20 protein-coding genes are annotated in these 19,650 nt (G+C 71.1%); 14 read left to right on the forward strand and 6 right to left on the reverse strand.

Annotated features, from left to right (window positions below; all coding sequences use genetic code 11):
- The first annotated feature begins 7 nt into the window (after positions 1 to 7).
- Positions 8 to 385 (forward strand): hypothetical protein, encoded by a 378-nt coding sequence (locus BLV96_RS37455; protein ID WP_086676552.1) that lies wholly within the window; start codon positions 8 to 10, stop codon positions 383 to 385.
- On the opposite strand, the gene BLV96_RS37460 is transcribed toward BLV96_RS37455, so the two are convergent.
- Positions 382 to 1,086, reverse strand: coding sequence for a cache domain-containing protein (locus BLV96_RS37460; protein WP_086676563.1), 705 nt, complete (start codon positions 1,084 to 1,086; stop codon positions 382 to 384). The genes BLV96_RS37455 and BLV96_RS37460 overlap by 4 nt on opposite strands.
- A gap of 34 nt (positions 1,087 to 1,120) precedes the next feature.
- Positions 1,121 to 1,855: a FadR/GntR family transcriptional regulator gene (locus BLV96_RS37465; protein ID WP_086676551.1), complete on the reverse strand. Its 735-nt coding sequence runs from the start codon at positions 1,853 to 1,855 to the stop codon at positions 1,121 to 1,123.
- A 112-nt stretch (positions 1,856 to 1,967) separates the two neighbouring features.
- On the opposite strand from BLV96_RS37465, the gene BLV96_RS37470 reads away from it, so the two are divergent.
- From BLV96_RS37470 to BLV96_RS37495, 6 genes are all read left to right on the forward strand, one after another.
- Positions 1,968 to 3,389 carry a gamma-aminobutyraldehyde dehydrogenase gene (locus tag BLV96_RS37470; protein ID WP_086676561.1) on the forward strand — a complete coding sequence of 474 codons (1,422 nt, stop codon included), beginning with the start codon at positions 1,968 to 1,970 and terminating at the stop codon, positions 3,387 to 3,389.
- A gap of 8 nt (positions 3,390 to 3,397) precedes the next feature.
- The gene (locus tag BLV96_RS37475) at positions 3,398 to 4,525 is read left to right on the forward strand and encodes an ABC transporter ATP-binding protein (RefSeq protein ID WP_244180760.1); all 1,128 of its coding nucleotides are present in this window, start codon (positions 3,398 to 3,400) and stop codon (positions 4,523 to 4,525) included.
- A 15-nt stretch (positions 4,526 to 4,540) separates the two neighbouring features.
- Positions 4,541 to 5,743, forward strand: coding sequence for an ABC transporter substrate-binding protein (locus tag BLV96_RS37480; protein ID WP_086676550.1), 1,203 nt, complete (start codon positions 4,541 to 4,543; stop codon positions 5,741 to 5,743).
- Positions 5,744 to 5,819: 76 nt separating this feature from the next.
- Entirely contained in the window at positions 5,820 to 6,659 is an 840-nt protein-coding gene (locus tag BLV96_RS37485; RefSeq protein ID WP_086676549.1) for an ABC transporter permease, read from the forward strand.
- An 8-nt stretch (positions 6,660 to 6,667) separates the two neighbouring features.
- Complete coding sequence (locus BLV96_RS37490; protein ID WP_086676548.1) at positions 6,668 to 7,456, forward strand: ABC transporter permease; 789 nt, start codon at positions 6,668 to 6,670, stop codon at positions 7,454 to 7,456.
- Between the two features lie 155 nt (positions 7,457 to 7,611).
- Positions 7,612 to 7,806 (forward strand): hypothetical protein, encoded by a 195-nt coding sequence (locus BLV96_RS37495; protein WP_086676547.1) that lies wholly within the window; start codon positions 7,612 to 7,614, stop codon positions 7,804 to 7,806.
- On the opposite strand, the gene BLV96_RS37500 is transcribed toward BLV96_RS37495, so the two are convergent.
- Positions 7,807 to 8,586 carry an SDR family NAD(P)-dependent oxidoreductase gene (locus BLV96_RS37500; RefSeq protein ID WP_086676546.1) on the reverse strand — a complete coding sequence of 260 codons (780 nt, stop codon included), beginning with the start codon at positions 8,584 to 8,586 and terminating at the stop codon, positions 7,807 to 7,809. It abuts the gene before it with no gap.
- A 59-nt stretch (positions 8,587 to 8,645) separates the two neighbouring features.
- On the opposite strand from BLV96_RS37500, the gene BLV96_RS37505 reads away from it, so the two are divergent.
- On the forward strand, positions 8,646 to 9,197 hold the full coding sequence (locus BLV96_RS37505) for a TetR/AcrR family transcriptional regulator (RefSeq protein ID WP_086676545.1): 552 nt from the start codon (positions 8,646 to 8,648) through the stop codon (positions 9,195 to 9,197).
- On the opposite strand, the gene pip is transcribed toward BLV96_RS37505, so the two are convergent.
- Positions 9,183 to 10,121, reverse strand: coding sequence for a prolyl aminopeptidase (pip, locus tag BLV96_RS37510; RefSeq protein WP_086676544.1), 939 nt, complete (start codon positions 10,119 to 10,121; stop codon positions 9,183 to 9,185). The genes BLV96_RS37505 and pip overlap by 15 nt on opposite strands.
- A gap of 425 nt (positions 10,122 to 10,546) precedes the next feature.
- Here pip and BLV96_RS37515 point away from each other — a divergent pair, with 425 nt between their 5' ends.
- Both BLV96_RS37515 and BLV96_RS37520 read left to right on the forward strand, forming a co-directional pair.
- A complete protein-coding gene (locus BLV96_RS37515; RefSeq protein ID WP_086676543.1) occupies positions 10,547 to 11,476 on the forward strand; it encodes an undecaprenyl-diphosphate phosphatase in 930 nt (309 codons plus the stop codon).
- Between the two features lies 1 nt (position 11,477).
- A complete protein-coding gene (locus BLV96_RS37520; protein ID WP_086676542.1) occupies positions 11,478 to 12,320 on the forward strand; it encodes a cytochrome c oxidase assembly protein in 843 nt (280 codons plus the stop codon).
- Here BLV96_RS37520 and panB read toward each other — a convergent pair.
- On the reverse strand, positions 12,317 to 13,186 hold the full coding sequence (gene panB / locus BLV96_RS37525; protein WP_086676541.1) for a 3-methyl-2-oxobutanoate hydroxymethyltransferase: 870 nt from the start codon (positions 13,184 to 13,186) through the stop codon (positions 12,317 to 12,319). The two genes, BLV96_RS37520 and panB, sit on opposite strands and share 4 nt — an antisense overlap.
- A 238-nt stretch (positions 13,187 to 13,424) precedes the next feature.
- Here panB and lysX point away from each other — a divergent pair, with 238 nt between their 5' ends.
- Both lysX and BLV96_RS37535 read left to right on the forward strand, forming a co-directional pair.
- Entirely contained in the window at positions 13,425 to 16,748 is a 3,324-nt protein-coding gene (gene lysX / locus BLV96_RS37530) for a bifunctional lysylphosphatidylglycerol synthetase/lysine--tRNA ligase LysX (RefSeq protein ID WP_086676540.1), read from the forward strand.
- Positions 16,749 to 16,812: 64 nt separating this feature from the next.
- A complete protein-coding gene (locus BLV96_RS37535) occupies positions 16,813 to 17,385 on the forward strand; it encodes a hypothetical protein (RefSeq protein WP_244180762.1) in 573 nt (190 codons plus the stop codon).
- Here BLV96_RS37535 and BLV96_RS37540 read toward each other — a convergent pair.
- Positions 17,348 to 17,794, reverse strand: coding sequence for a MarR family winged helix-turn-helix transcriptional regulator (locus BLV96_RS37540; protein WP_086676538.1), 447 nt, complete (start codon positions 17,792 to 17,794; stop codon positions 17,348 to 17,350). The two genes, BLV96_RS37535 and BLV96_RS37540, sit on opposite strands and share 38 nt — an antisense overlap.
- Before the next feature lie 72 nt (positions 17,795 to 17,866).
- Between BLV96_RS37540 and BLV96_RS37545 the strand changes: the two genes are divergently transcribed.
- Positions 17,867 to 19,093, forward strand: a complete 1,227-nt coding sequence (locus BLV96_RS37545; RefSeq protein WP_158104134.1) for an MFS transporter — start codon at positions 17,867 to 17,869, stop codon at positions 19,091 to 19,093.
- Positions 19,056 to 19,646 carry a DinB family protein gene (locus tag BLV96_RS37550; RefSeq protein ID WP_086676536.1) on the forward strand — a complete coding sequence of 197 codons (591 nt, stop codon included), beginning with the start codon at positions 19,056 to 19,058 and terminating at the stop codon, positions 19,644 to 19,646. Before BLV96_RS37545 ends, BLV96_RS37550 begins: the two co-directional genes overlap by 38 nt.
- Positions 19,647 to 19,650 lie beyond the last annotated feature (4 nt).

The following is a 19,650-nucleotide window of genomic DNA, read 5'->3' on the forward strand; positions in this document are numbered from 1 at the left end:
ACCTCTCGTGGCCTACCGACTCGCAGCCGCCGCGGCCGCCGGCGGGCTCGTCCTCGCCGCCGGCGGGGTCGCCTTCCTGCCGTGGACGGCCAACCACTTCGGGTACGCCCTGCCCGGCGAGCACGGTCTGCCCTACCGCATCCACCACGCCGGTCGCGACTACCGCAGCTACGTCACCTGCGCCGGAGCCGGCTGGTGCCACGACGAGCCGTACTGCGCGCCCGTGGCCGGCGACTCCCTGACCCCGGTCGACGAGGTCGGCACCTGGTTCGGTGCGTCGCACGTCGTCTACACCGCCGAGCGGCCCGACGGCACCCCGATGGGCCTGCTCGTGGAAGCCGGTCCGGGCTGCCTCGTCGGCTACACCTTGATGGGTGGTCCCTAGCCGGTCACCAGGACGATCTGCGAATCCCCGCAGCGCCGCAAGGACGGGCCCGGTTCCGCGCCCGCCGACCACCACGCCGGGACGTCGGCCTCCCGCACCAGCGACCCCGTCGGCTGGCGCACGCTGTTGGACACGATCACCCGCCCCTGCGCGTTCAACAACGCAGCCCCGCGACCCAGCGATCGCAACCGCGGACGCACCGCACGCTCGAATTCGCGCACGTAGACGTCCGCGCCCACGACTCCCGCGAAAGAACCCGCGCGGGACACCGGAATCGTGAACGTCAGCGTGTACTCGTCGGTGCACAGGTAATCGACGTACGGGCCGTTGATGTGGCGCCGCCCGGTGTCGCGGGGGACCGTGAACCACGACTGGCGCGTGTAGTCCAGGAAGTTCTCGCTCTCCGGGTCCAGGCTGATGAACAGCTGGGACGGCGGCGAACCCGCGGTCCACCACTCGAAGCCGAACTCGGAATCGGTCAGCACGCGCGGAGCGCTGACGAACCCCGCGCCGACGACCAGGCCGCCGAGCGCCTCGATGACCTGCGGGCGGATCCGGTGCAGCGCCGCCGCGGACGGGGCGTCGGCCAGCACCGACTCGGCCGCCGCCAGCAGCGGCTTCAGCCGTTCGAAGACCCCTTCCACCAGCGCCGAAACCTGCTCGACGACCTCGTCGCCGGCCAGCGTGCGGGTGTCGTTCACGGTGCTCACCTCGATGCGCGGAGTAAGGCGGAGTTTAGGGGGTGAGCAAGTCGAGGTGCACGTCCGCGAGGCGGTCGAGCGCGCCCAGGATGTGTTCCTCGGTCAGCTTGCGGGCCAGTTCGCCGTCCGCGGCCGCGATCGCCGCGGTGATCGCCGTGTGCTCCTCGTGGGCGTGGGACCCCGGGTCGAGCGGCAGCCACAGCAGGCCGCCGCGCTCGCTCTGCAGGTGGAGCTCTTCGTGCGTCAACCGCGGTGACTGCGCGGCCGCCGCGATCTCCAGGTGGAACTGCCGCTCCGCCCGCGTGAAGTCGATGCCGTGTGCCGTGCGGAGGTCGTCGGCCGCCAGCCGGAGCCGCGCGATGTCTTCGGGGGAGCTGCGTTCGGCCGCGAGCTTGGCGGCGGCCCCGGCGATCGCCAGGTAGTGGTCGCCGACGTCGCGCAGGTCGGACAGCGACACCTCGCGCAGCCGCGAGCGCCACGCGTCCGGCGGCGGGTTGGCCGGCGCGCGGACGAAGCTGCCGCCGCTGCGCCCCCGCCGCGTCTCGACCAGCCCCTGCTGCCGCAAGGCCACCAGCGCTTCCCGGACGGTTACGGTCGAGACGCCGAACTGCGCGCTCAAGTCGGCTTCGCTCGGCAGCTGTTCCTGGTCGGCGAGCAGGCCGAGCGTGATGGCGTCGGCCAGCCGTGCCGCCACCGCCTCCGCCCGGCCGACCTGGCCGAGCGGCGCGAACATGGCGGACCGCGCGCTGTGCGACATGCCCTTGCGCATCGTGACCCTTCGCCTCGCCGGCAACCCGTTCGCACCAATCTTGCCTGATCCTCTTGTCCTATTACATATGGACTTATATGTTTTAGCTCCCCGACCGCACCGAGGAGTGATCGTGCAGGAGCTGAAGCACTACGTCGGCGGCGCGTACGTCGAGTCCAAGTCGGGCCGGACGGCGGAGATCATCGACCCGGTCACCGGGCGCCCCTACTGCACCGCGCCGATCGCCGGGCCCGAGGACGTCGACAACGCGCTCCAGGTCGCCGCGACCGCGTTCGAGAGCTGGCGCGCGACGACCCCCGCGCAGCGCCAGCTCGCGCTGCTCAAGCTCGCCGACGCGCTCGAAGCCCGCGCCGAGGAGGTCGTGGCCGTCGAGTCCGCGAACACCGGCAAGCCGATCGCACTGACCATGGCCGAAGAGATCCCGATGATCCTGGACCAGGTCCGGTTCTTCGCGGGGGCCGCGCGCGTGCTCGAAGGCCGGTCCGCGGGCGAGTACATGGAGGGCCACACCTCCTTCGTCCGCCGCGAGCCGGTCGGTGTCTGCGCCCAGGTCACGCCGTGGAACTACCCGCTGCTGATGGCCATCTGGAAGATCGCGCCCGCGCTCGCCGCCGGCAACACGGTCGTGCTCAAGCCGTCCGACACGACCCCGGCGTCGACGCTGCTGCTCGCCGAGATCGCCGGCGAGTTCTTCCCGCCCGGCGTGTTCAACGTCGTCTGCGGCAACCGCGACACCGGTCGCGCGCTGGTCGAGCACGACATCCCGGCGATGGTGTCGATCACCGGCTCGGTCCGGGCCGGCATCGAAGTCGCGCGCAGTGCCGCGAACGACGTCAAGCGCGTGCACCTCGAACTCGGCGGCAAGGCGCCGGTCATCGTCTTCGCCGACGCCGACCTCGAAGCCGCCGCCGAGGCCATCGCCGTCGCCGGGTACTTCAACGCCGGCCAGGACTGCACGGCCGCCACCCGTGTGCTCGTCGCCGACGAAGTCCACGACACGTTCGTCGCGGCGCTGTCCCGGCAGGCCGAGGGCACGAAGACCGGCAAGCCGGACGACGAAGACGTCGCCTACGGCCCGCTCAACAACGCGGCCCAGCTGGAGAAGGTGTCCGGCTTCATCGACCGGCTGCCGGGGCACGCGACCGTCCACTGTGGAGGGCACCGCGCCGGCGACGAGGGTTACTTCTACGAAGCCACCGTCGTCTCCGGGCTCAAGCAGGACGACGAACTGAGCCAGAACGAGATCTTCGGCCCGGTCATCACCGTCCAGCGGTTCGCCGACGAGGCCGAGGCGCTCAAGTCGGCGAACGCCGTGCAGTACGGCCTCGCGTCCTCGGTCTGGACCCGCGACCACCAGCGCGCGATGCGCCTGGCCGCGAAGCTCGACTTCGGCTGCGTCTGGATCAACACCCACATCCCCCTGGTCGCCGAGATGCCGCACGGCGGGTTCAAGAAGTCCGGCTACGGCAAGGACCTCTCGCTCTACGGCCTCGAGGACTACACCCGCGTCAAGCACGTCATGAGCGCACTGTGAGGGTCGCGATGCCCAACCAAGCACCGTCGGCGGCGCCGGAGGAGACCACGCCCGCCGAGCCGGCGCGGCCCGCCATCCGGCTTTCCGGGCTGCGCAAGCACTTCGGCGACGTCCACGCGGTCGACGGCGTCGACCTCGACATCCCGCCCGGCGAGTTCTTCTCGATGCTCGGCCCGTCCGGCTCCGGCAAGACGACGGTGCTGCGCATGATCGCCGGCTTCGAGCTGCCCACCGAGGGCACGATCGAGCTCGACGGCCGGGACGTCAGCCGGCTGGCGCCGTTCGAGCGGGACGTCAACACGGTGTTCCAGGACTACGCGTTGTTCCCGCACATGTCCGTGCAGCAGAACGTCGAGTACGGCCTTCGCGTGAAGCGCGTCCCGAAGCAGCAATGCCGGGAGCGCGCGCTCGAAGCGTTGAAGACCGTGCGGCTGGAGGACTACGGCTCGCGCAAGCCCGCGCAGCTGTCCGGCGGGCAGCGCCAGCGCGTCGCGCTCGCCCGCGCGCTGGTCAACCGGCCCAAGGTGCTGCTGCTCGACGAGCCGCTCGGCGCGCTCGACCTCAAGCTGCGCCAGGCGATGCAGCTGGAGCTCAAGCAGATCCAGCGGGACGTCGGCATCACGTTCGTCTTCGTCACGCACGACCAGGACGAAGCCTTGACCATGAGCGACCGCATCGCGGTGTTCAACGACGGGAAGATCGAGCAGGTCGGGACGCCCGAAGAGGTCTACGAACGCCCGGCGAGCGCGTTCGTCGCCGGGTTCGTCGGCACGTCCAACCTGCTGGGCGGGCGCGGCGCCGAGTCCGTGATCGGCCGGCCGGGGCTGTTCAGCATCCGGCCGGAGAAGATCCGCATCGACGGCGAGCTGTCCGAGCCCGCCGCCGCGGGCGACACCAGCGCGACCGGCACGGTCACCGACGTCGTCTACGTCGGCGCGACCGTCCGGTACGCCGTCGCCCTCGACGCCGGCGGGCAGCTTTCGGTCGTCCGGCAGAACGTCGACGACGCGGCTTTCGCCGACGGGCGCGTCCGCCTGAGCTGGCGGAACGAACACAGCTTCCAGGTCAGTGACGTCCGGGGCTTCGCCCCGGGGCCGGGGGCTCCGCCACCCGGAACCCCCGAAAAGCGTAAGTAGTCCAGAAGGGTTGCCATGAAGAACAGGAAGACGCGGCTTGCCGGCTTGCTCGGCGCCAGCCTGCTGTTGGCTGCATGTGGCACGTCGGGCACGAGTTCGTCCGCGCCGCCCGGCGCGCAGGGCTTCACCCCGCCGAAGCTGGAAGCGCTCAAGGCGCTCGGCCAGCCGGAGGGGCAGCTGAACGTGCTGGCCTGGCCGGGGTACGCGGAGAACGGCTCGAACGACCCGAAGGTCAACTGGGTCACGCCGTTCGAGCAGCAGACCGGCTGCAAGGTGAACGTCAAGCCGTTCGGCACGTCCGACGAAGCCGTGACGCTGATGAAGACCGGCCAGTACGACGTCGTGTCCGCCTCGGGTGACGCGTCGCTGCGGCTGGTGGCTTCCGGGGACGCCGAGCCGGTGAACACCACGCTCGTGCCGAACTACGCCGACGTCCAGCCGTTCCTCAAGGACAAGTCCTGGAACAGCGTGGGCAACGTCGCCTACGGCATCCCGCACGGCTGGGGCGCGAACCTGCTGACCTGGCGCACCGACAAGGTGACGCCCGCGCCGACGTCGTGGTCGGTCATGTTCGACGCGAACTCGCCCTACAAGGGCAAGGTGATCGCCTACGACTCGCCGATCTACATCGCCGACGCCGCGCTGTACCTGATGGCGCACCAGCCGGACCTGGGCATCAAGAACCCGTACGCGTTGGACGACAAGCAGTTCACCGCCGCGGTCAACCTGCTCAAGCAGCAGCGTCCGCTGGTGAGCGAGTACTGGTCGGACTACCTCAAGGAGTCCCAGGCGCTGAAGAACGCCGACGCCGTCGTCGGGACCGCCTGGCAGGTCACGGTCAACCTGACCAAGGGCGAGGGCGCGCCGCTGGAGGCGTCCGTGCCGAGCGAGGGCGCCACCGGGTGGTCGGACACCTGGATGGTCGCGGCGAAGTCGGCGCACAAGACGTGCGCGTACAAGTGGCTCGACTACATGATCAGCCCGAAGGTCAACGCCCAGGTCGCCGAGTACTTCGGCGAGGCCCCGGCCAACCCGAAGGCGTGCGCGGAGATGACCGACAAGACCCTCTGCGACACCTACCACGCCAACGACGCCGCGTACGCGTCGAAGATCGCGTACTGGACCACGCCGATCCAGCAGTGCCTCGACGGCCGCACGGACGTCAAGTGCAAGGACTACGGCGAGTGGACGAAGGCCTGGACCGAGATCAAGGGCTGACCCCCGAACCCCGGGAGCGGCGGGCTGTGTCCCCCCACTCCGCCCGCCGCTCCCGGACCTCTCCCTGCGAGGTGTGATGACCGCCGTATCGGCCTTCTTCTACCGGAAACCCAAGCTGCGCCTGGGTTTCCTGCTCTCGGCCCCGCTGCTCTGGCTCGGCCTGGCCTACCTGGGCGCGCTCGCCGCGCTGTTCGTCACGGCGTTCTGGCACACCGACAGCTTCACCGGCCAGGTCGTCATCGAGTGGTCGATGGACAACTTCAAGACGCTGTTCACCGACGCGGTGTACCGCACGATCACCTTCCGCACGGTCGGGATCGCGGCGCTGGTGACGGTGATCGACGCGGTCGTCGCGTTCCCGATGGCGTACGCGATGGCCAAGCTCGCTTCGCCGCGCGCGCAACGGATCCTCGTGATCGCGATCATGACGCCGCTGTGGGCCAGCTACCTGGTGAAGGCGTACGCGTGGCGTTCGATGCTGTCCGGCAACGGCGCCCTGAGCTCGATTTCGCCCGGGTACGGCGTCACGGCGACGATCATCACGCTGTCGTACCTGTGGCTGCCGTACATGATCCTGCCGATCTACGCGGGCCTCGACCGGCTGCCGGACTCCCTGGTGGACGCTTCCGGCGACCTCGGCGCGCGCTCGTTCCGCACGTTCCGCTCGGTGATCCTGCCGCTGACGTTCCCGGCGATCGTGGCGGGCTCGATCTTCACGTTCTCGCTGTCCCTCGGCGACTACATCGCGGTGAAGATCGTCGGCGGCACGTCCCAGATGCTCGGCAACGTCGTCTACGACAACATCGGCGCGGCCAACAACCTCCCGTTCGCGGCGACGGTGGCCACGGTCCCGGTCGTGATCATGCTCGTGTACTTGGCCGCGGTGCGCCGCACCGGCGCGCTGGACAACCTCTAGGAGCTCACGTGCGCAAGCTGCTGTGGACCGCATTGGGGCTCGGGCTGGCGGTGATCTACTTCCCGCTGGTCGTGGTGCTGCTCAACTCGTTCAACGCGGACACGACGTTCGGCTGGCCGCCGTCGAGCTTCACGCTGGAGTGGTGGAAGCGAGCGGCGTCCAACGACGGGGCGCTGCACGCGCTGTGGACGAGCGTCCAGGCCGGCTTGGCGGCGACGGCGATCGCGCTGCTGCTGGGCACGATGGCGGCGTTCGCGTTGCAGCGCTACCGGTTCTTCGGGCGCAACCCGGTGTCGCTGCTGATCATCCTCCCGATCGCGCTGCCCGGGATCGTGACGGGCATCGCGCTGAACAACGCGTTCCGGACGATCCTGGGTATCAACCTGGGCCTGCTGACGGCGATCATCGCGCACGCGACGTTCTGCATCGTGGTGGTGTTCAACAACGTCGTCGCGCGGCTGCGCCGGATGGGCGGCAGCCTCGAAGAAGCTTCGATGGACCTGGGCGCGACGGGCTTCACGACGTTCCGGCTGGTGACGTTCCCGATGCTGCGCTCGGCGTTGCTGGCGGGTGGACTGCTGGCGTTCGCGTTGTCGTTCGACGAGATCATCGTGACGACGTTCACCCTGGGCACGGGCATGGAGACGCTGCCGATCTGGATCTACAACAACCTGTTCCGGCCCAACCAGGCCCCGATCGTGAACGTGGTGGCGGCGGTGCTGATCGTGGTGTCGACGGTCCCGGTGTACTTGGCCCAGAGACTGTCCGGCGACACGGCTTCAGGTGGGCGGCTCTAGTGCGCTGAGCCCGGACGCGTACGTGAGATTCGATGCGCATGATGCATGGCGGATATGCATACCCAGGTTTGCCAGGTTGGAATTGATCCGATAGAAAGCGAAGCGGGCCCGAAAGTCGTGCCCTCACCTGATCTTTCAGGTGAGGAAGGTGTGCGATGCGGGAATGGCTCATCGCGGCGGCTGCCGGCTACTTGCTGTTGCTGCTGTCGTTCGTCGTTGCGGTGGCAGTGCTCGACCGCAACCACCGTCGCGCCGACCGCGCGGTGCGCGTGTTGAGGCTGTTGCTGATCGGCGCCGCACCCGGCCTGGCCGGCGCAGTGCTGAAACTGCACCAGGCCGGGCTGCTGTGACTAGTGCGCTGAGCGGATCGTGCCGCCGTCCACGCGGATCGTCGCGCCGCTGACGTACGCCGCCGCCGGGCTCACCAGGTAGCCCACCGCCGCCGCGATCTCCTCCGGGCGGCCCAGCCGCCCGATGTCGTTCGGCACCAGGTCGCGGGCCGCGGCGGCTTCGATCTCCTCCCACGAGGTACCCCACCCGTGGGAAGGGGCGATCGACGTCAGCAGCTCACGGACCGAGTCGACCAGGATCGCGCCCGGGGACACCACATTCGACGTCACGCCCGTGCCGGCGAGGTCCCGGGCCAGCGACACCGCGAGGTTGTGCCGCGCCGCCAGGGTCGCCGTGTAGTGGGGTTGCATCGCCATCGGCTGGATCGCCAGGCCGCCGCCGATCTGGATCACGCGGCCCCAGCCGCGCTCGCGCATGCCCGGTACGCACCGCTGGATCATGCGGACCGACGACACGACGTTCGCCTCGTACGTCGCCGTCCAGTCCGCGGCCGTCGCGTCGGTCCACCCGAGGTGGTCGTACGCGCCGGCGTTGTTGACCAGGATGTCGACGTCCCCGGCCGCCTCGGCCACGGCGTCCGCTCCCGCGTCGGTCGACAAGTCGCCGATCGCCACTCCGGAAGCGCCGATCTCCGAAGCGACCCGCGAAGCGCGCGCGACGTCCCGGCCGTGCACCACCACCAAAGCCCCTTCCGCGGCCAGGAGCCGAGCGATCGCGGCACCGAGACCCGCGCTGGAGCCGGTGACGAGAGCTCGTTTACCAGTGATTTCGAGATCCATGAGGACCCTTTCCCTGAGGTATACAGCTGTAGACTTACGGCAAGTCTACACTCGTATACATGAGACCCCGCAACGCCGCCGCGACCAGGGAAGCGATCCTGAACTCCGCGCTCGAAGCGTTCACCCGCGCCGGCTACGACGGCGTCGGCGTACGCGAGATCGCCGAATCCGCCGGCGTCACGGCGATGCTCGTCAACCGCTACTTCGGCTCGAAGGAAGGCCTCTTCACCGAGGTCGTCGAGGCGGCCATGGCCGAGCGGACCGTGCTCACCGACGACCCGGCGACCCTCGCCGCGGACATCGCGGCCTCGCTCGTGCGCCGGACCGCGCCGGACGCGCAGCGGCTCGACCCGTTCCTGCTGATGCTGCGCTCGGCGCCCAACCCGCGGGCCGCGGAGATCCTGCGGGCCGGCATCGAGCGTCACGTCGAGAAGCACCTGGCCGACCGGCTTCCGGGGCGAAAAGACGCGGGTCCGGCGCTGGCCCTCTCCGTGATCGCCGGGTTCTGGGTGATGCGCACGCTCATCGGCAGCACGGCGCTCGCGGACGCCGACGAAGGCGTGCTCCAGGCCAAGCTCGAGCGGGTGTTCGCGGTGCTACTCGCGGAATGAGTCCGTCGCCGCGCGCAACGCGGCCAGCACGCCCGGGTCCGTCACCGCGTGCCCTGCGCCCTCCAGGAGCTTCAGCTCCGACCCCGGCCACGCCCGGTGCAGCTCGTACGCCGTGGTCGGCGGGCACACGGCGTCGTAACGGCCCTGCACGAGCACGCCCGGGATGCCCGCGAGCTTGCCCGCGTCCCGGATCAGCTGACCGTCGTCGAGCCAGGCGCCGTGGCGGAAGTAGTGGACTGCCAGCCGTGCGAACGTCAGTGCGAACGCCGGTTCCGCGTACTGCCGGACGAAGGAGTCCTGCGGCTGCACGGAAACCGTCGCGCCTTCCCAGGTGCTCCACGCGATCGCGGCCCGGTGGCGGACTTCGGGGTCCTCGAGCAGTGAGGCGTACGCGGCGAGGGGGTCGTCCCGGAGATGGGCCGGGATCGGCGCCAGGAAGGCCTCCCACTCGCGCGGGAACAGGTTCGCGGCGCCGCCGCGGTAGATCCAGTCGAGTTCGCTCTGCCGCACGGTGAACACGCCGCGCAGGATGATCTCGCTGACGCGCGATGGGTGCGTCTCGGCGTAGGCGAGCGCGAGGGTCGCGCCCCACGAACCGCCGAAGAGCTGCCAACGCTCGATGCCGAGCCGCTCGCGTAGCCGTTCCATGTCGGAAACCAGGTGCCACAACGTGTTCGCGCCCAGGTCGTCCGCGCCCGGGGTCGACTCGCCCGAGCCGCGCTGGTCGAACTGGACGATCCGGTAGGCCGCCGGGTCGAAGTGCTGCCGCGCCATCGGCGCGATCCCGCTGCCGGGCCCGCCGTGGAGCACCACGACCGGCTTCCCGGCCGGGTTGCCCGCCTCCTGGCACCGGATCCGGTGGCCGTCGCCGACCTCCAGGAACCCTTCGGCACGCAGGGGAATCGGCGGGTACAGCTCGTCCATGCCCGACACTCTGCCGGAGGGTCCTGGCCGTCGCCCCGACACCCCGCCGCCGAGAGCCGGGACGACGACCAAGAAAGGTGGGAGCCCGCCCCCGCCGCCGGGCTGAGCGGGCTCCCGTCCAGGGGTCAGCCGCTCGAAGCGGCCGAGTCCGACGAAAAGGGGGCGCGGTCACGGCCGCTGATGACAACCCGCACACGCAGCATTCCCGTCCTCCTCGTCGAGGGTCCGAATCTTCGTCGTGGCGGCGACGGGCTAAACGCTAAGCCACGCCCCGAACGTCAGTCAAGAACATGATTGAAGTTCATATACGTGAACACCCGCTGAGAGGACGCTGAGCGCGGTGGTGCCCCTTGCCGGTGGTTAACGAAAGGGCCGGTACGTTCCGGTCCTGGGGTTCGGGAAAAAGCAGGACGGAAAGGCTCGGAATGTCCGCAGTGACCTATCTCGAGGCGATTGTCGTCGGCGCCTTGCAGGGGGTGTCGGAATTGTTTCCGGTGTCCAGTCTCGGCCACAGCATTCTGCTGCCCGCCTGGCTCGGCGGATCGTGGCAGCGGGACCTGTCGATCGGCAAGGATTCGCCCTACCTGGCGGTGCTCGTGGCGATGCACGTCGCCACCGCGCTCGCGCTCGTGCTGTTCTTCCGCAAGGACTGGGTGCGGATCATCCGCGGCCTGTGGACGTCGATCCGGCACCGCGAAGTCCGCACGCCGGACCAGCGGCTCGCGTGGCTGCTCGTGCTCGCCACGATCCCGGTCGGGCTGGCCGGCCTGCTCTTCGAAGGGCTGCTGCGCGACTTCCTCGGCAAGCCCGTGCCGGCGGCCATCTTCCTCGCGCTCAACGGCGGAGTCCTCTACGCCGCCGAGAAGTTCAGCCGGCCCAGCAAGGCGGCCGCCGAAGAGGACACTGTGGACTTCTCCGCCGAGGACACCATGGTGATGCGGGCGGTTTCCGTCGAAGAGGCGACCGACGTCCGCCTCGCGAAGCTGCGCGTCGGCGAGGCCGTGCTGATCGGCGCGGCGCAGATCCTCGCGCTGCTGCCGGGCATCAGCCGCTCCGGCATCACCATGGTCGCCGGGCTGCGCCGCGGGCTCGGCCACGAGGACGCCGCGCGCTTCGCGTTCCTGCTCGCCACGCCGGTCATCCTCGCGGCCGGCGTCCTCAAGATGCCGACGCTGTTCACCCCGGAAAACCACGCCTCGCTCGGTCCGGCGCTCGCCGGCAGCCTGGTCGCCGGGGTCGCTTCGTACATTTCTGTCCGGTTCCTCACCGGATACTTCGAAACGCGCACTCTGACCCCGTTCGCCATTTACTGCGTCCTCGCCGGAATCGGCAGCCTGATCTTCTTCGCGGTCTGACGTGCTCGACGTCCCGGCGCTGCTCGCCGTGCTCGTCCTCGGCACGCTCTACGTCCGCGCGGCGCACGGGCGCGGGTGGCCGCGCGGCCGCACGACGGCGTTCCTCGCCGGCCTCGCGACGATCGTGGTCGTCACGTGCTCGCCGCTGGCCGGCTACGACACGACGTACTTCTGGGTCCGCGCGGTCCAGACGGTCACGCTGCTGATGATCACGCCGCTGCTGCTGGCCCTGGGCGCCCCGATCCGGCTCCTGCTCGACACGGTCCCGGCGCCGTGGCTGCGCCGGCACGGGCGCGGCCCGGTCGCGCGGGCGCTGACGTTCCCGCCGGTCGTCACGCTGACGCTGGTCGTGCCGGTGCTCGTGCTGTACCTGACCCCGCTCTACGACGTGGTGCTGCGCTCGTCGCTCGCCGACGGCCTGGTCCGGCTGGCGCTCGTGCTCGCCGGCTTCACGTACTTCTGGACGCGTCTCGGCCTCGACCCGACCCCGCGGCGCGACCCGCACCTGGTCTCGGTGTGGATCGCGTTCACCGAGGTGATCTTCGACGGCGCGCTCGGCCTGGTGCTGTGGCTGGGCCCGCTGCTCGCACCCGCGCACTACGCGGCCGCGCACCCGGGCCACGGCCCGGACCCCCGCACCGACCAGATCATCGGCGCGGGGGTGCTGTGGATCGGCGGGGACGTCGCCGGCCTGCCGTTCGTCGTCGCGTTGTTCGTGCGGTGGGCCCGCGACGACGAACGGCGCGCGAAGCAGGTCGACGTCCAGCTGGACGAAGCGCCCGCGGCCGGGTTGTGGTGGGAGAACGACCCGGCGCTCGCCGAGCGGTTCCGGAACCGGGGTTAGTCGTGGAAAGCGTGTTCCGGTGCCGGGAACTCGCCGCGGCGGACGTCCTCGGCGAACGCCGTCGCGGCGTTCTGCAGGACCGTCGCGACGTCGGCGTACCGCTTGACGAACCGCGGTGCCTTGCCGCGCCGCAGCCCGGCCATGTCCTGCCAGACGAGCACCTGCGCGTCGCAGTCCGGTCCGGCGCCGATGCCGACCGTCGGGATCTTCAGCTCCGCCGTGACGCGCTTGGCGGCTTCGGCGGGCACCATCTCCATCACCACCGCGAACGCCCCGGCCTCCTGCAGCGCCAGCGCGTCGGCGAGCAGCACGTCCGCCGCTTCGCCGCGCCCCTGCACCCGGTAGCCGCCGAGGTTGTGTTCACTCTGCGGAGTGAACCCGATGTGGCCCATCACCGGCACGCCCGCCGACGTCAGCGCCTCGACGTGCGCGGCGAACCGCCGCCCGCCTTCGAGCTTGACGGCGTGCGCGCGGCCCTCTTTCATGAAGCGCACCGAGGTTTCCAGCGCCTGCTGCGGCGAGAGCTGGTAGGAGCCGAACGGCAGGTCGGCGACCACGAGAGCCCGCTTGACCGACCGGGTGACCGCCCGGACCAGCGGCAGCAGCTCGTCGACGGTCACCGGCAGCGAGGTGTCGTAGCCGAAGACGTTGTTGGCCGCGGAGTCGCCGACGAGCAGCACGGGGATCCCGGCCTCGTCGAACAGCGCGGCGGTGTACATGTCGTACGCGGTGAGCATCGGCCACGGTTCCCCGCGTTCCTTGAGCTCACGCAGGTGGTGGACGCGGACCTTCCGGCCCGGAGCGGGTGCCGCGGGAGCGGCGGGTCCGGTGCCGTACGGGGCGGGTTCTTCGGTGCTGGCAGACATCGTCGTCGACCGTCCTTCCCTCGAGGCCTCGGTGAGGTCCCCGGGTCGTGGAGCAGAGGCGTCTCAAAGCGTGACACGGCCCCGGAGCGGCCCCAACCCCGTGCGACCAGCTTCACACCCCCGGGTAGCAGGGGTCGTCAGCCTTCAGGTTGATGCCCGGGGACAACCAACCTGTGTTCACTTACGTCAATAAGCAGGCAAGACCACCGAACAGCCGCGAAAGGCGACGAAAGCAACGATGGGAACCCTCGCGAGCACGCGCCCGCGCCTGCCGGCCTGGAAGGCGAAGGCGGGCGGCATCGTCGCGACCGTGGTCCAGCTGGCCGCGGTGTTCTCGGTGCTCCTCCTGTTCACGAACGGCCCGCACGGGCGCCTGCTCAACGGCATCGACATGGCCTTCTCGAGCCTGAGCGTGCCGACGAGCGCGAGCCTGGTGATGGTGCTGCTGCTGGTCGTCCTGGGCGGCGCGCTGCGCCGTCGCAAGAAGGCCGCGCTGTACACGCTGGTGCTGTTCCAGGCGGTCGGGCTGGTGCTCACCCTGGCCCTGCAGGCGACCCTGCTGTGGTCGCCCGAGCTGCTCTCGCTCGGGTCGCGGCAGGTCCGGCACATCCCGGTGCAGCTGTGGGCCCTCACCGCCGCCGACGTCCTGTCGGTCGCCCTGATCTTCTTCCTGCTCGCCCTGCGCCCGGCGTTCCCGGCCCGGCTCGCGCCGAGTGCCTGGCGCGACGGCCTGACCATGCTCTTCGGCGGGTTCACCGCGGTCATCCTGGTCGGCTGGGCGCTCGCGGAGGCGTTTCCGGGCCACCTCGGCGACGCGTGGGAGCGGTTCGCCTGGGTCGTCAACCACGCGACCGGTGAGAACCTGCAGCTGCGCCGGATCGGCGTCGGCGAGGGGCCGGCCTGGCTCGACGTGTTCCTCGACCTCGGCGCGACCGCCGTCGCCACCGCGGCGCTGTACCAGCTCTTCCGCGGCGTGCGCAGCCGTCGCCTGCGTACCGACGAAGAGGAGCTTCGCGTGCGCAAGCTCCTCGCCGAGCACGGCGAGGACGACTCCCTCGGCTACTTCGCGACCCGGCGCGACAAGAGCGTCGTCTTCTCGCCGAACGGCCGCGCGGCGGTGACCTACCGCGTGCTCGGCGGCACCAGCGTCGCCAGCGCCGACCCGGTCGGCGACCCCGAGGCGTGGCCGGACGCGGTCCGCGCGTGGCTCGACGAGACGCGCACGTACGGCTGGACGCCCGGCGTGCTCGGGGCGAGCGAGCGCGGCGCGAAGGCGTACACCGACGCGGGACTGCGCGCCCTGGAGATCGGCGACGAAGCCGTGCTCGACGTCCGCGAGTTCAGCCTCGCCGGGCCGGAGCGGCGCTCGGTCCGCCAGGCCGTGAAGCGCATCGAGCGCGCCGGCTACACCTCCCGCGTCCGCCGGCACGGCGAGATCCCCGACGAGGAGATGGCCGAGCTGCTCGCCCGCGCCCAGGCCTGGCGCGGCGCCGAGACCGAACGCGGCTTCTCGATGGCGCTGGGCCGCCTCGGCGACGCGAGCGACGGCCGCAGCGTGATGGTCGAGGCCTACGACGCCCGTGGCGACCTGCGCGGCCTGCTGTCGTTCGTGCCGTGGGGCCGGCGGGGCCTCTCACTGGACCTCATGCGCCGCGACCGCGACGCCGAGAACGGCCTCAACGAGTACCTGATCGCCGAGGTCGTCGCGGCCGGGCCGCACCTGGGCGCGCAGCGGATCTCGCTCAACTTCGCCATGTTCCGCGCGGTCTTCTCCGAGGGCGAGCGCATCGGCGCCGGCCCGGTCCTGCGGGCCTGGAAGGGGATCCTGAGCGTCGCTTCGCGGTTCTTCCAGCTGGAGTCGCTGTACCGGTCCAACGCCAAGTACGGGCCGGACTGGGAGCCGCGGTTCCTCTGCTACTCCTCGGCGCGGCGGCTCCCGCGCGTCGGCATCGTCGCGGGCGCGCTCGAAGGGTTCGTCCCGACCGGCCGGTCGCGGTCGCTGCGGCTCGAGACGGTCGGCGACGACTTCGTCACGCGCGTCAAGGAGATCGAGGAGTCCGCGGCGGTCCCGGCGGCGAAGCCGGTGCGGCGGCCGGAACAGGTCCGCGTCCGGATGGCGAAGCTGGCCAAGCTGCGCGAAGCCGGGATCGATCCGTACCCGGTCGGCTTCCGCCGCGACGACCAGATCGGCGACGTCGTCCGGAAGTTCGGCGACCTGCAGCCCGGCGACGTCACCGGCCACCGCGTCCGGATCGCCGGGCGCGTGCTGGCGATGCGCACCCTCGGCGGGCTGTGCTTCGCGCGCGTCAAGGACTTCAGCGGCGAGATCCAGCTGATGCTGGAGGCCGGCGAGCTCGACCTCAAGGGCTGGCGGACCGGCGTCGACCTCGGCGACCACGTCGGCGTCAGCGGCCAGGTCGTGACGTCGAAGCGCGGCGAGCTCTCGGTGCTCGTCGCCGAGTGGACGGTCACCGCGAAGTGCCTGCACCCGTTGCCGGACAAGCGGAAGGGCCTCACCGACCCCGAGACGCGGGTGCGGCAGCGCTACCTCGACCTCGCGGTCAACCCGGACTCGACGAACATGCTGCGGCTGCGCTCCACGGTGGTCCGCGCGGTGCGCGACCGGCTGCACCACGCCGACTACCTCGAAGTCGAGACGCCGATGCTGCAGACGGTCCACGGCGGCGCGAACGCCCGCCCGTTCGTCACGCACATCAACGCCTACGACATGCGGATGTACCTGCGGATCGCGCCCGAGCTGTACCTGAAGCGGCTGTGCGTCGCCGGCGTCGAGCGCGTCTTCGAGCTGAACCGCAACTTCCGCAACGAAGGCGTCGACGCGACGCACAACCCCGAGTTCACGATGCTCGAGGCGTACCAGGCGTACGCCGACTACGACACGATGCGGACGCTGACGCGTGAGCTGGTCCAGCACGCGGCCGAAGCCGCGTACGGCGCCCAGATCGTGCGCCGTCCCGGCGCCGACGGGAAGCTCGCGGAGCACGACATCTCCGGCGACTGGCCGGTGATCACGGTGCACGACGCCGTCTCGGCGGCTTTCGGCGAGCAGGTCGACTCCGGGACGTCGGTGGCCGAGCTGCGCCGGCTCTGCCGCGCGGCCGGTGTGCCGGTGGGGGAGGACCCGAGCCACGGCGACCTGGTGCTCAAGGCGTTCGAGCACCTCGTCGAGGGCGCGACCGTGCTGCCGACCTTCTACACGGACTACCCGACCGACGTCTCGCCGCTGACCCGCCAGCACCGCGAGGACCCGCGGCTGGCCGAGCGCTGGGACCTCATCGCGTTCGGTTCCGAGGTCGGCACGGCCTACACCGAGCTGACCGACCCGCTCGAGCAGCGCCGCCGGCTGGAGGCGCAGTCCCTGCGCGCGGCCAGCGGCGACGTCGAGGCGATGGAGCTGGACGACGACTTCCTGCTCGCCCTGGAGCACGGCATGCCGCCGACCGGCGGGCTCGGACTGGGCGTCGACCGGCTGCTGATGATGCTCACGGGTGCCTCGATCCGCCAGACAGTCCTGTTCCCCTTCGTCCGTCCGCAGGCGTAACGAGTCGATCGATCTGATCACGCTGGTTCCGCCGGAACCGCCGGGGTCGCTTAATGTGTGCCTCGTGCGCACGGCTCGATTCGCCTCGGCCCTCCTCATGGGACTGGCCGTGCTGGCGTATTCGGGGTGGCTCCTGGAGTTCTTCGTCCCGACGGGCGTCTCGCCGGTGCACGACCCGGTCGAGGCGCTGCTGGGCGGCCCGCCGGTGTTCCGCGTGCTGCTGGCCGTCTCGGGGGTCGCGTTCCTGCTCGCCGGGCCCCCGCTGCACCGGCTCGGCCCGGTCCAGTGGGCGGCCCGGTTCAGCTCGATCTCGGTGAGCGCCTTCGGCGTGGTCGCGCTGCTGCAGGCCGCCTACCCGGAGCAGAGCGGCGCGCTCTCGTCCCTGGCGACCGTCGTGCTCGTGGTCGGCGTGCTCAGCCTGATCCTGTGGTGGCCGCCGGGCTGGCGCGCCCTCGCGGTCGCCGGGCTGGTGGTCGTGCTGGTCACCTGGGCCGCGCTCGTGCTCGCGCGGCAGCTCGACACCGCCGAAGGCGTGGTCAGCCGGGTCGAGCAGGTGGTGCGCGCGGTCCTCTACGGCGTCGGCGGGGCGTACGCCTTCATCAAGCCTGCGCCGCGACATGCTCCTCGAGGCGGCTGAGCAGCTCCAGCAGCGTCTGGCGTTCGGCCGGGTCGAGGACGCTGAACGTCTCGTCGGCGTGCCCGTGCTGGATCTCTTCGATCTCCGCGAGCCGCGCGCGTCCGGCGTCGGTGACGGCCAGCAGGCTCGCGCGCCGGTCGGTCGGGTCCGGTTCACGCCGTAGCAGCCCGTCCCGCTCCAGCGCGTCGACGGCCGAGGTGATCGCCCGGCCGGTCACGCCGAGGCGGCGCTTGACCTCGCCCATCCGCGGCCGGTCGCCCAGCAGGTCGACCATGAGCAGCAGCTGAACCTGCGCGGCCGGCCAGCCGCGCTTGGCGTAGGGCGCGCCGGCGTACCGGCGCAGGACGTGCGTGATGCGCCGCAGCGCGTCGGCCAGCTCCGCACCGGTGGGGGCTTTCTCGGTTGACACCTCTCCGACTGTACCCGCAAAGTATATAGACGAAATTGATACTAAATACTTTGCACCTACTTTGAGGGAGTCTTGTCCTTGTGGCGGAACCGCACGTTCGTGCTGCACACCACCGCGGTCGCCATCTCGGCGCTGGGCACGGCGGGCGCGCAGGTCGCGACCGTCTTCGCGGTGCTCGGGATGGGTTGCTCGGCCGGCGACGTCGGGGTGGTCGGCGTCTGCGGGCTCGTGCCGGCCCTGGCGTTCTTCCTGGTCGGCGGGGTCGTCGCCGACCGGTGGCCGCGCAACCGCGTGCTGGTCGGCACCAGCGCCCTGTGCGCGCTGGTCCAGGCCGGGCTCGGGCTCACGGTCCTGACCGGCCAGGCGCGGCTCGCGCACGTCGCCGTCGCGGCCGCGCTGACCGGCGTCGCGACGGCGTTCGCGAGACCGGCCGCGCAGGGCCTGCTGCTGCGCGGCCTCGGCCGGGAGGAGGGGCCGCGCGCGTTCGCCGCGTTCCGGCTGGCCCTGAACCTGGCCCAGATCGGCGGCTCGTCCGCCGGCGGCTGGGTGGTCGCGGCGGCCGGGCCCGGCTGGACCCTGCTGGCGGACGCGCTGACGTTCGTCGTCGCGATCGCCCTCGGCTCGGCGATTCCGGCCGAAGGCACCTTCAGCGTCCGGTCCGGTGTCGTGCGCGAACTGCGCGAGGGCTGGACCGAGTTCCGGGCGCACCGCTGGCTGGCGCCGATGGTCGTCCAGTTCGCCGCGGTCAACGCGCTCGCGGTCGGGGCGTACGAGCTGGTGCTCGGCCCGGTCGTGGCGGCGGACGCGGCCGCGTGGGGGCTGATCATGGCGTTCGACGCCACCGGCATGGTGCTGGGTGGGGTGCTGCTGCTGACCTGGACGCCGTCGCGCCGCTGGGCGGTCGGCGGCGGTGCGCTCACGGCGGCCCCGCTGGTGGCGATGACGGCGAGCGCCCCGGTGGCCGTGGTGTGCCTCGCGGCGGCGCCGGCCGGGGTGGGCGTCGAGGTGTTCGGCGTCGGGCTGATGACGCTGCTGCAGCGGCACGTCGACCGCGACCGGCTGTCGCGGGTCTCGGCGTACCAGTCCCTGGCCGGGTTCGGGCTGACGCCGGCGGGCACGGCGTTCGCCGGTCCGCTGGCCGCGGCGGCGGGCGCCCGGGGCGCGCTCGGCATCGTGGCGGCGGTGCTGTTGGCCGTTTCGGCCGGAAATGTCGGTGGCCGGTGGGACGATGCCCGCAACGAACGCGAAGGAGTGGATCGACATGGCGGGAAACGTGCCCCCGGTGGCCGACGAGCGTGACGGGCTGCTGCGCTTCCTGGAGCAGCAGCGGTACGTGCTCAAGGTGGCCGCCCACGGGTTGACCGACGAGCAGGCGAGACGCACGCCGACGAACAGCGAGCTTTCGGTGGGCGGCCTCGTCAAGCACGTCGCGACGACCGAGGACGGCTGGCTCGACATCATCCTGAAGCTGCCGCAGAAGCCGTTCGGCGAGGCGATGGCGGACTACGCGGCGGGGTACCGGCTGGGCGAGGACGAGACGCTGGCGGGCGTCCTGGCCCGCTACGACGAGGTCGCCGCCCGCACGGCGGAGGTCATCGCCGGGATCGAGGACCTCGGCCAGCCGGTCCCGGTGCCGAAGGGCGTGCCGTGGTACCCGCAGGACGTCGAGGCGTGGTCGGTCCGCTGGGTGCTGCTGCACCTGATCGAGGAGACGGCCCGGCACGCCGGCCACGCGGACATCATCCGCGAGCACGTCGACGGCGGCACGGCGATCCCGCTGATGGCGGCCGTCGAAGGCTGGCCGGAGACCGCGTGGGTCAAGCCGTGGCAGGCGGCGACCGCGCCGGCCTGAGCCG

The organism is Amycolatopsis pretoriensis (assembly GCF_900107925.1).
Lineage (GTDB): Bacteria > Actinomycetota > Actinomycetes > Mycobacteriales > Pseudonocardiaceae > Amycolatopsis > Amycolatopsis pretoriensis.

Excerpts from the sequence above, each read along its gene's own strand:
- BLV96_RS37465 (WP_086676551.1), bottom strand. The coding sequence starts at position 1,855 with ATGCGCAAGGGCATGTCGCACAGCGCGCGGTCCGCCATGTTCGCGCCG.
- BLV96_RS37475 (WP_244180760.1), top strand. The coding sequence starts at position 3,398 with ATGCCCAACCAAGCACCGTCGGCGGCGCCGGAGGAGACCACGCCCGCC.
- BLV96_RS37480 (WP_086676550.1), top strand. The coding sequence starts at position 4,541 with ATGAAGAACAGGAAGACGCGGCTTGCCGGCTTGCTCGGCGCCAGCCTG.
- BLV96_RS37485 (WP_086676549.1), top strand. The coding sequence starts at position 5,820 with ATGACCGCCGTATCGGCCTTCTTCTACCGGAAACCCAAGCTGCGCCTG.
- BLV96_RS37495 (WP_086676547.1), top strand. The coding sequence starts at position 7,612 with ATGCGGGAATGGCTCATCGCGGCGGCTGCCGGCTACTTGCTGTTGCTG.
- BLV96_RS37500 (WP_086676546.1), bottom strand. The coding sequence starts at position 8,586 with ATGGATCTCGAAATCACTGGTAAACGAGCTCTCGTCACCGGCTCCAGC.
- BLV96_RS37505 (WP_086676545.1), top strand. The coding sequence starts at position 8,646 with ATGAGACCCCGCAACGCCGCCGCGACCAGGGAAGCGATCCTGAACTCC.
- pip (WP_086676544.1), bottom strand. The coding sequence starts at position 10,121 with ATGGACGAGCTGTACCCGCCGATTCCCCTGCGTGCCGAAGGGTTCCTG.
- BLV96_RS37515 (WP_086676543.1), top strand. The coding sequence starts at position 10,547 with ATGTCCGCAGTGACCTATCTCGAGGCGATTGTCGTCGGCGCCTTGCAG.
- panB (WP_086676541.1), bottom strand. The coding sequence starts at position 13,186 with ATGTCTGCCAGCACCGAAGAACCCGCCCCGTACGGCACCGGACCCGCC.
- lysX (WP_086676540.1), top strand. The coding sequence starts at position 13,425 with ATGGGAACCCTCGCGAGCACGCGCCCGCGCCTGCCGGCCTGGAAGGCG.
- BLV96_RS37550 (WP_086676536.1), top strand. The coding sequence starts at position 19,056 with ATGGCGGGAAACGTGCCCCCGGTGGCCGACGAGCGTGACGGGCTGCTG.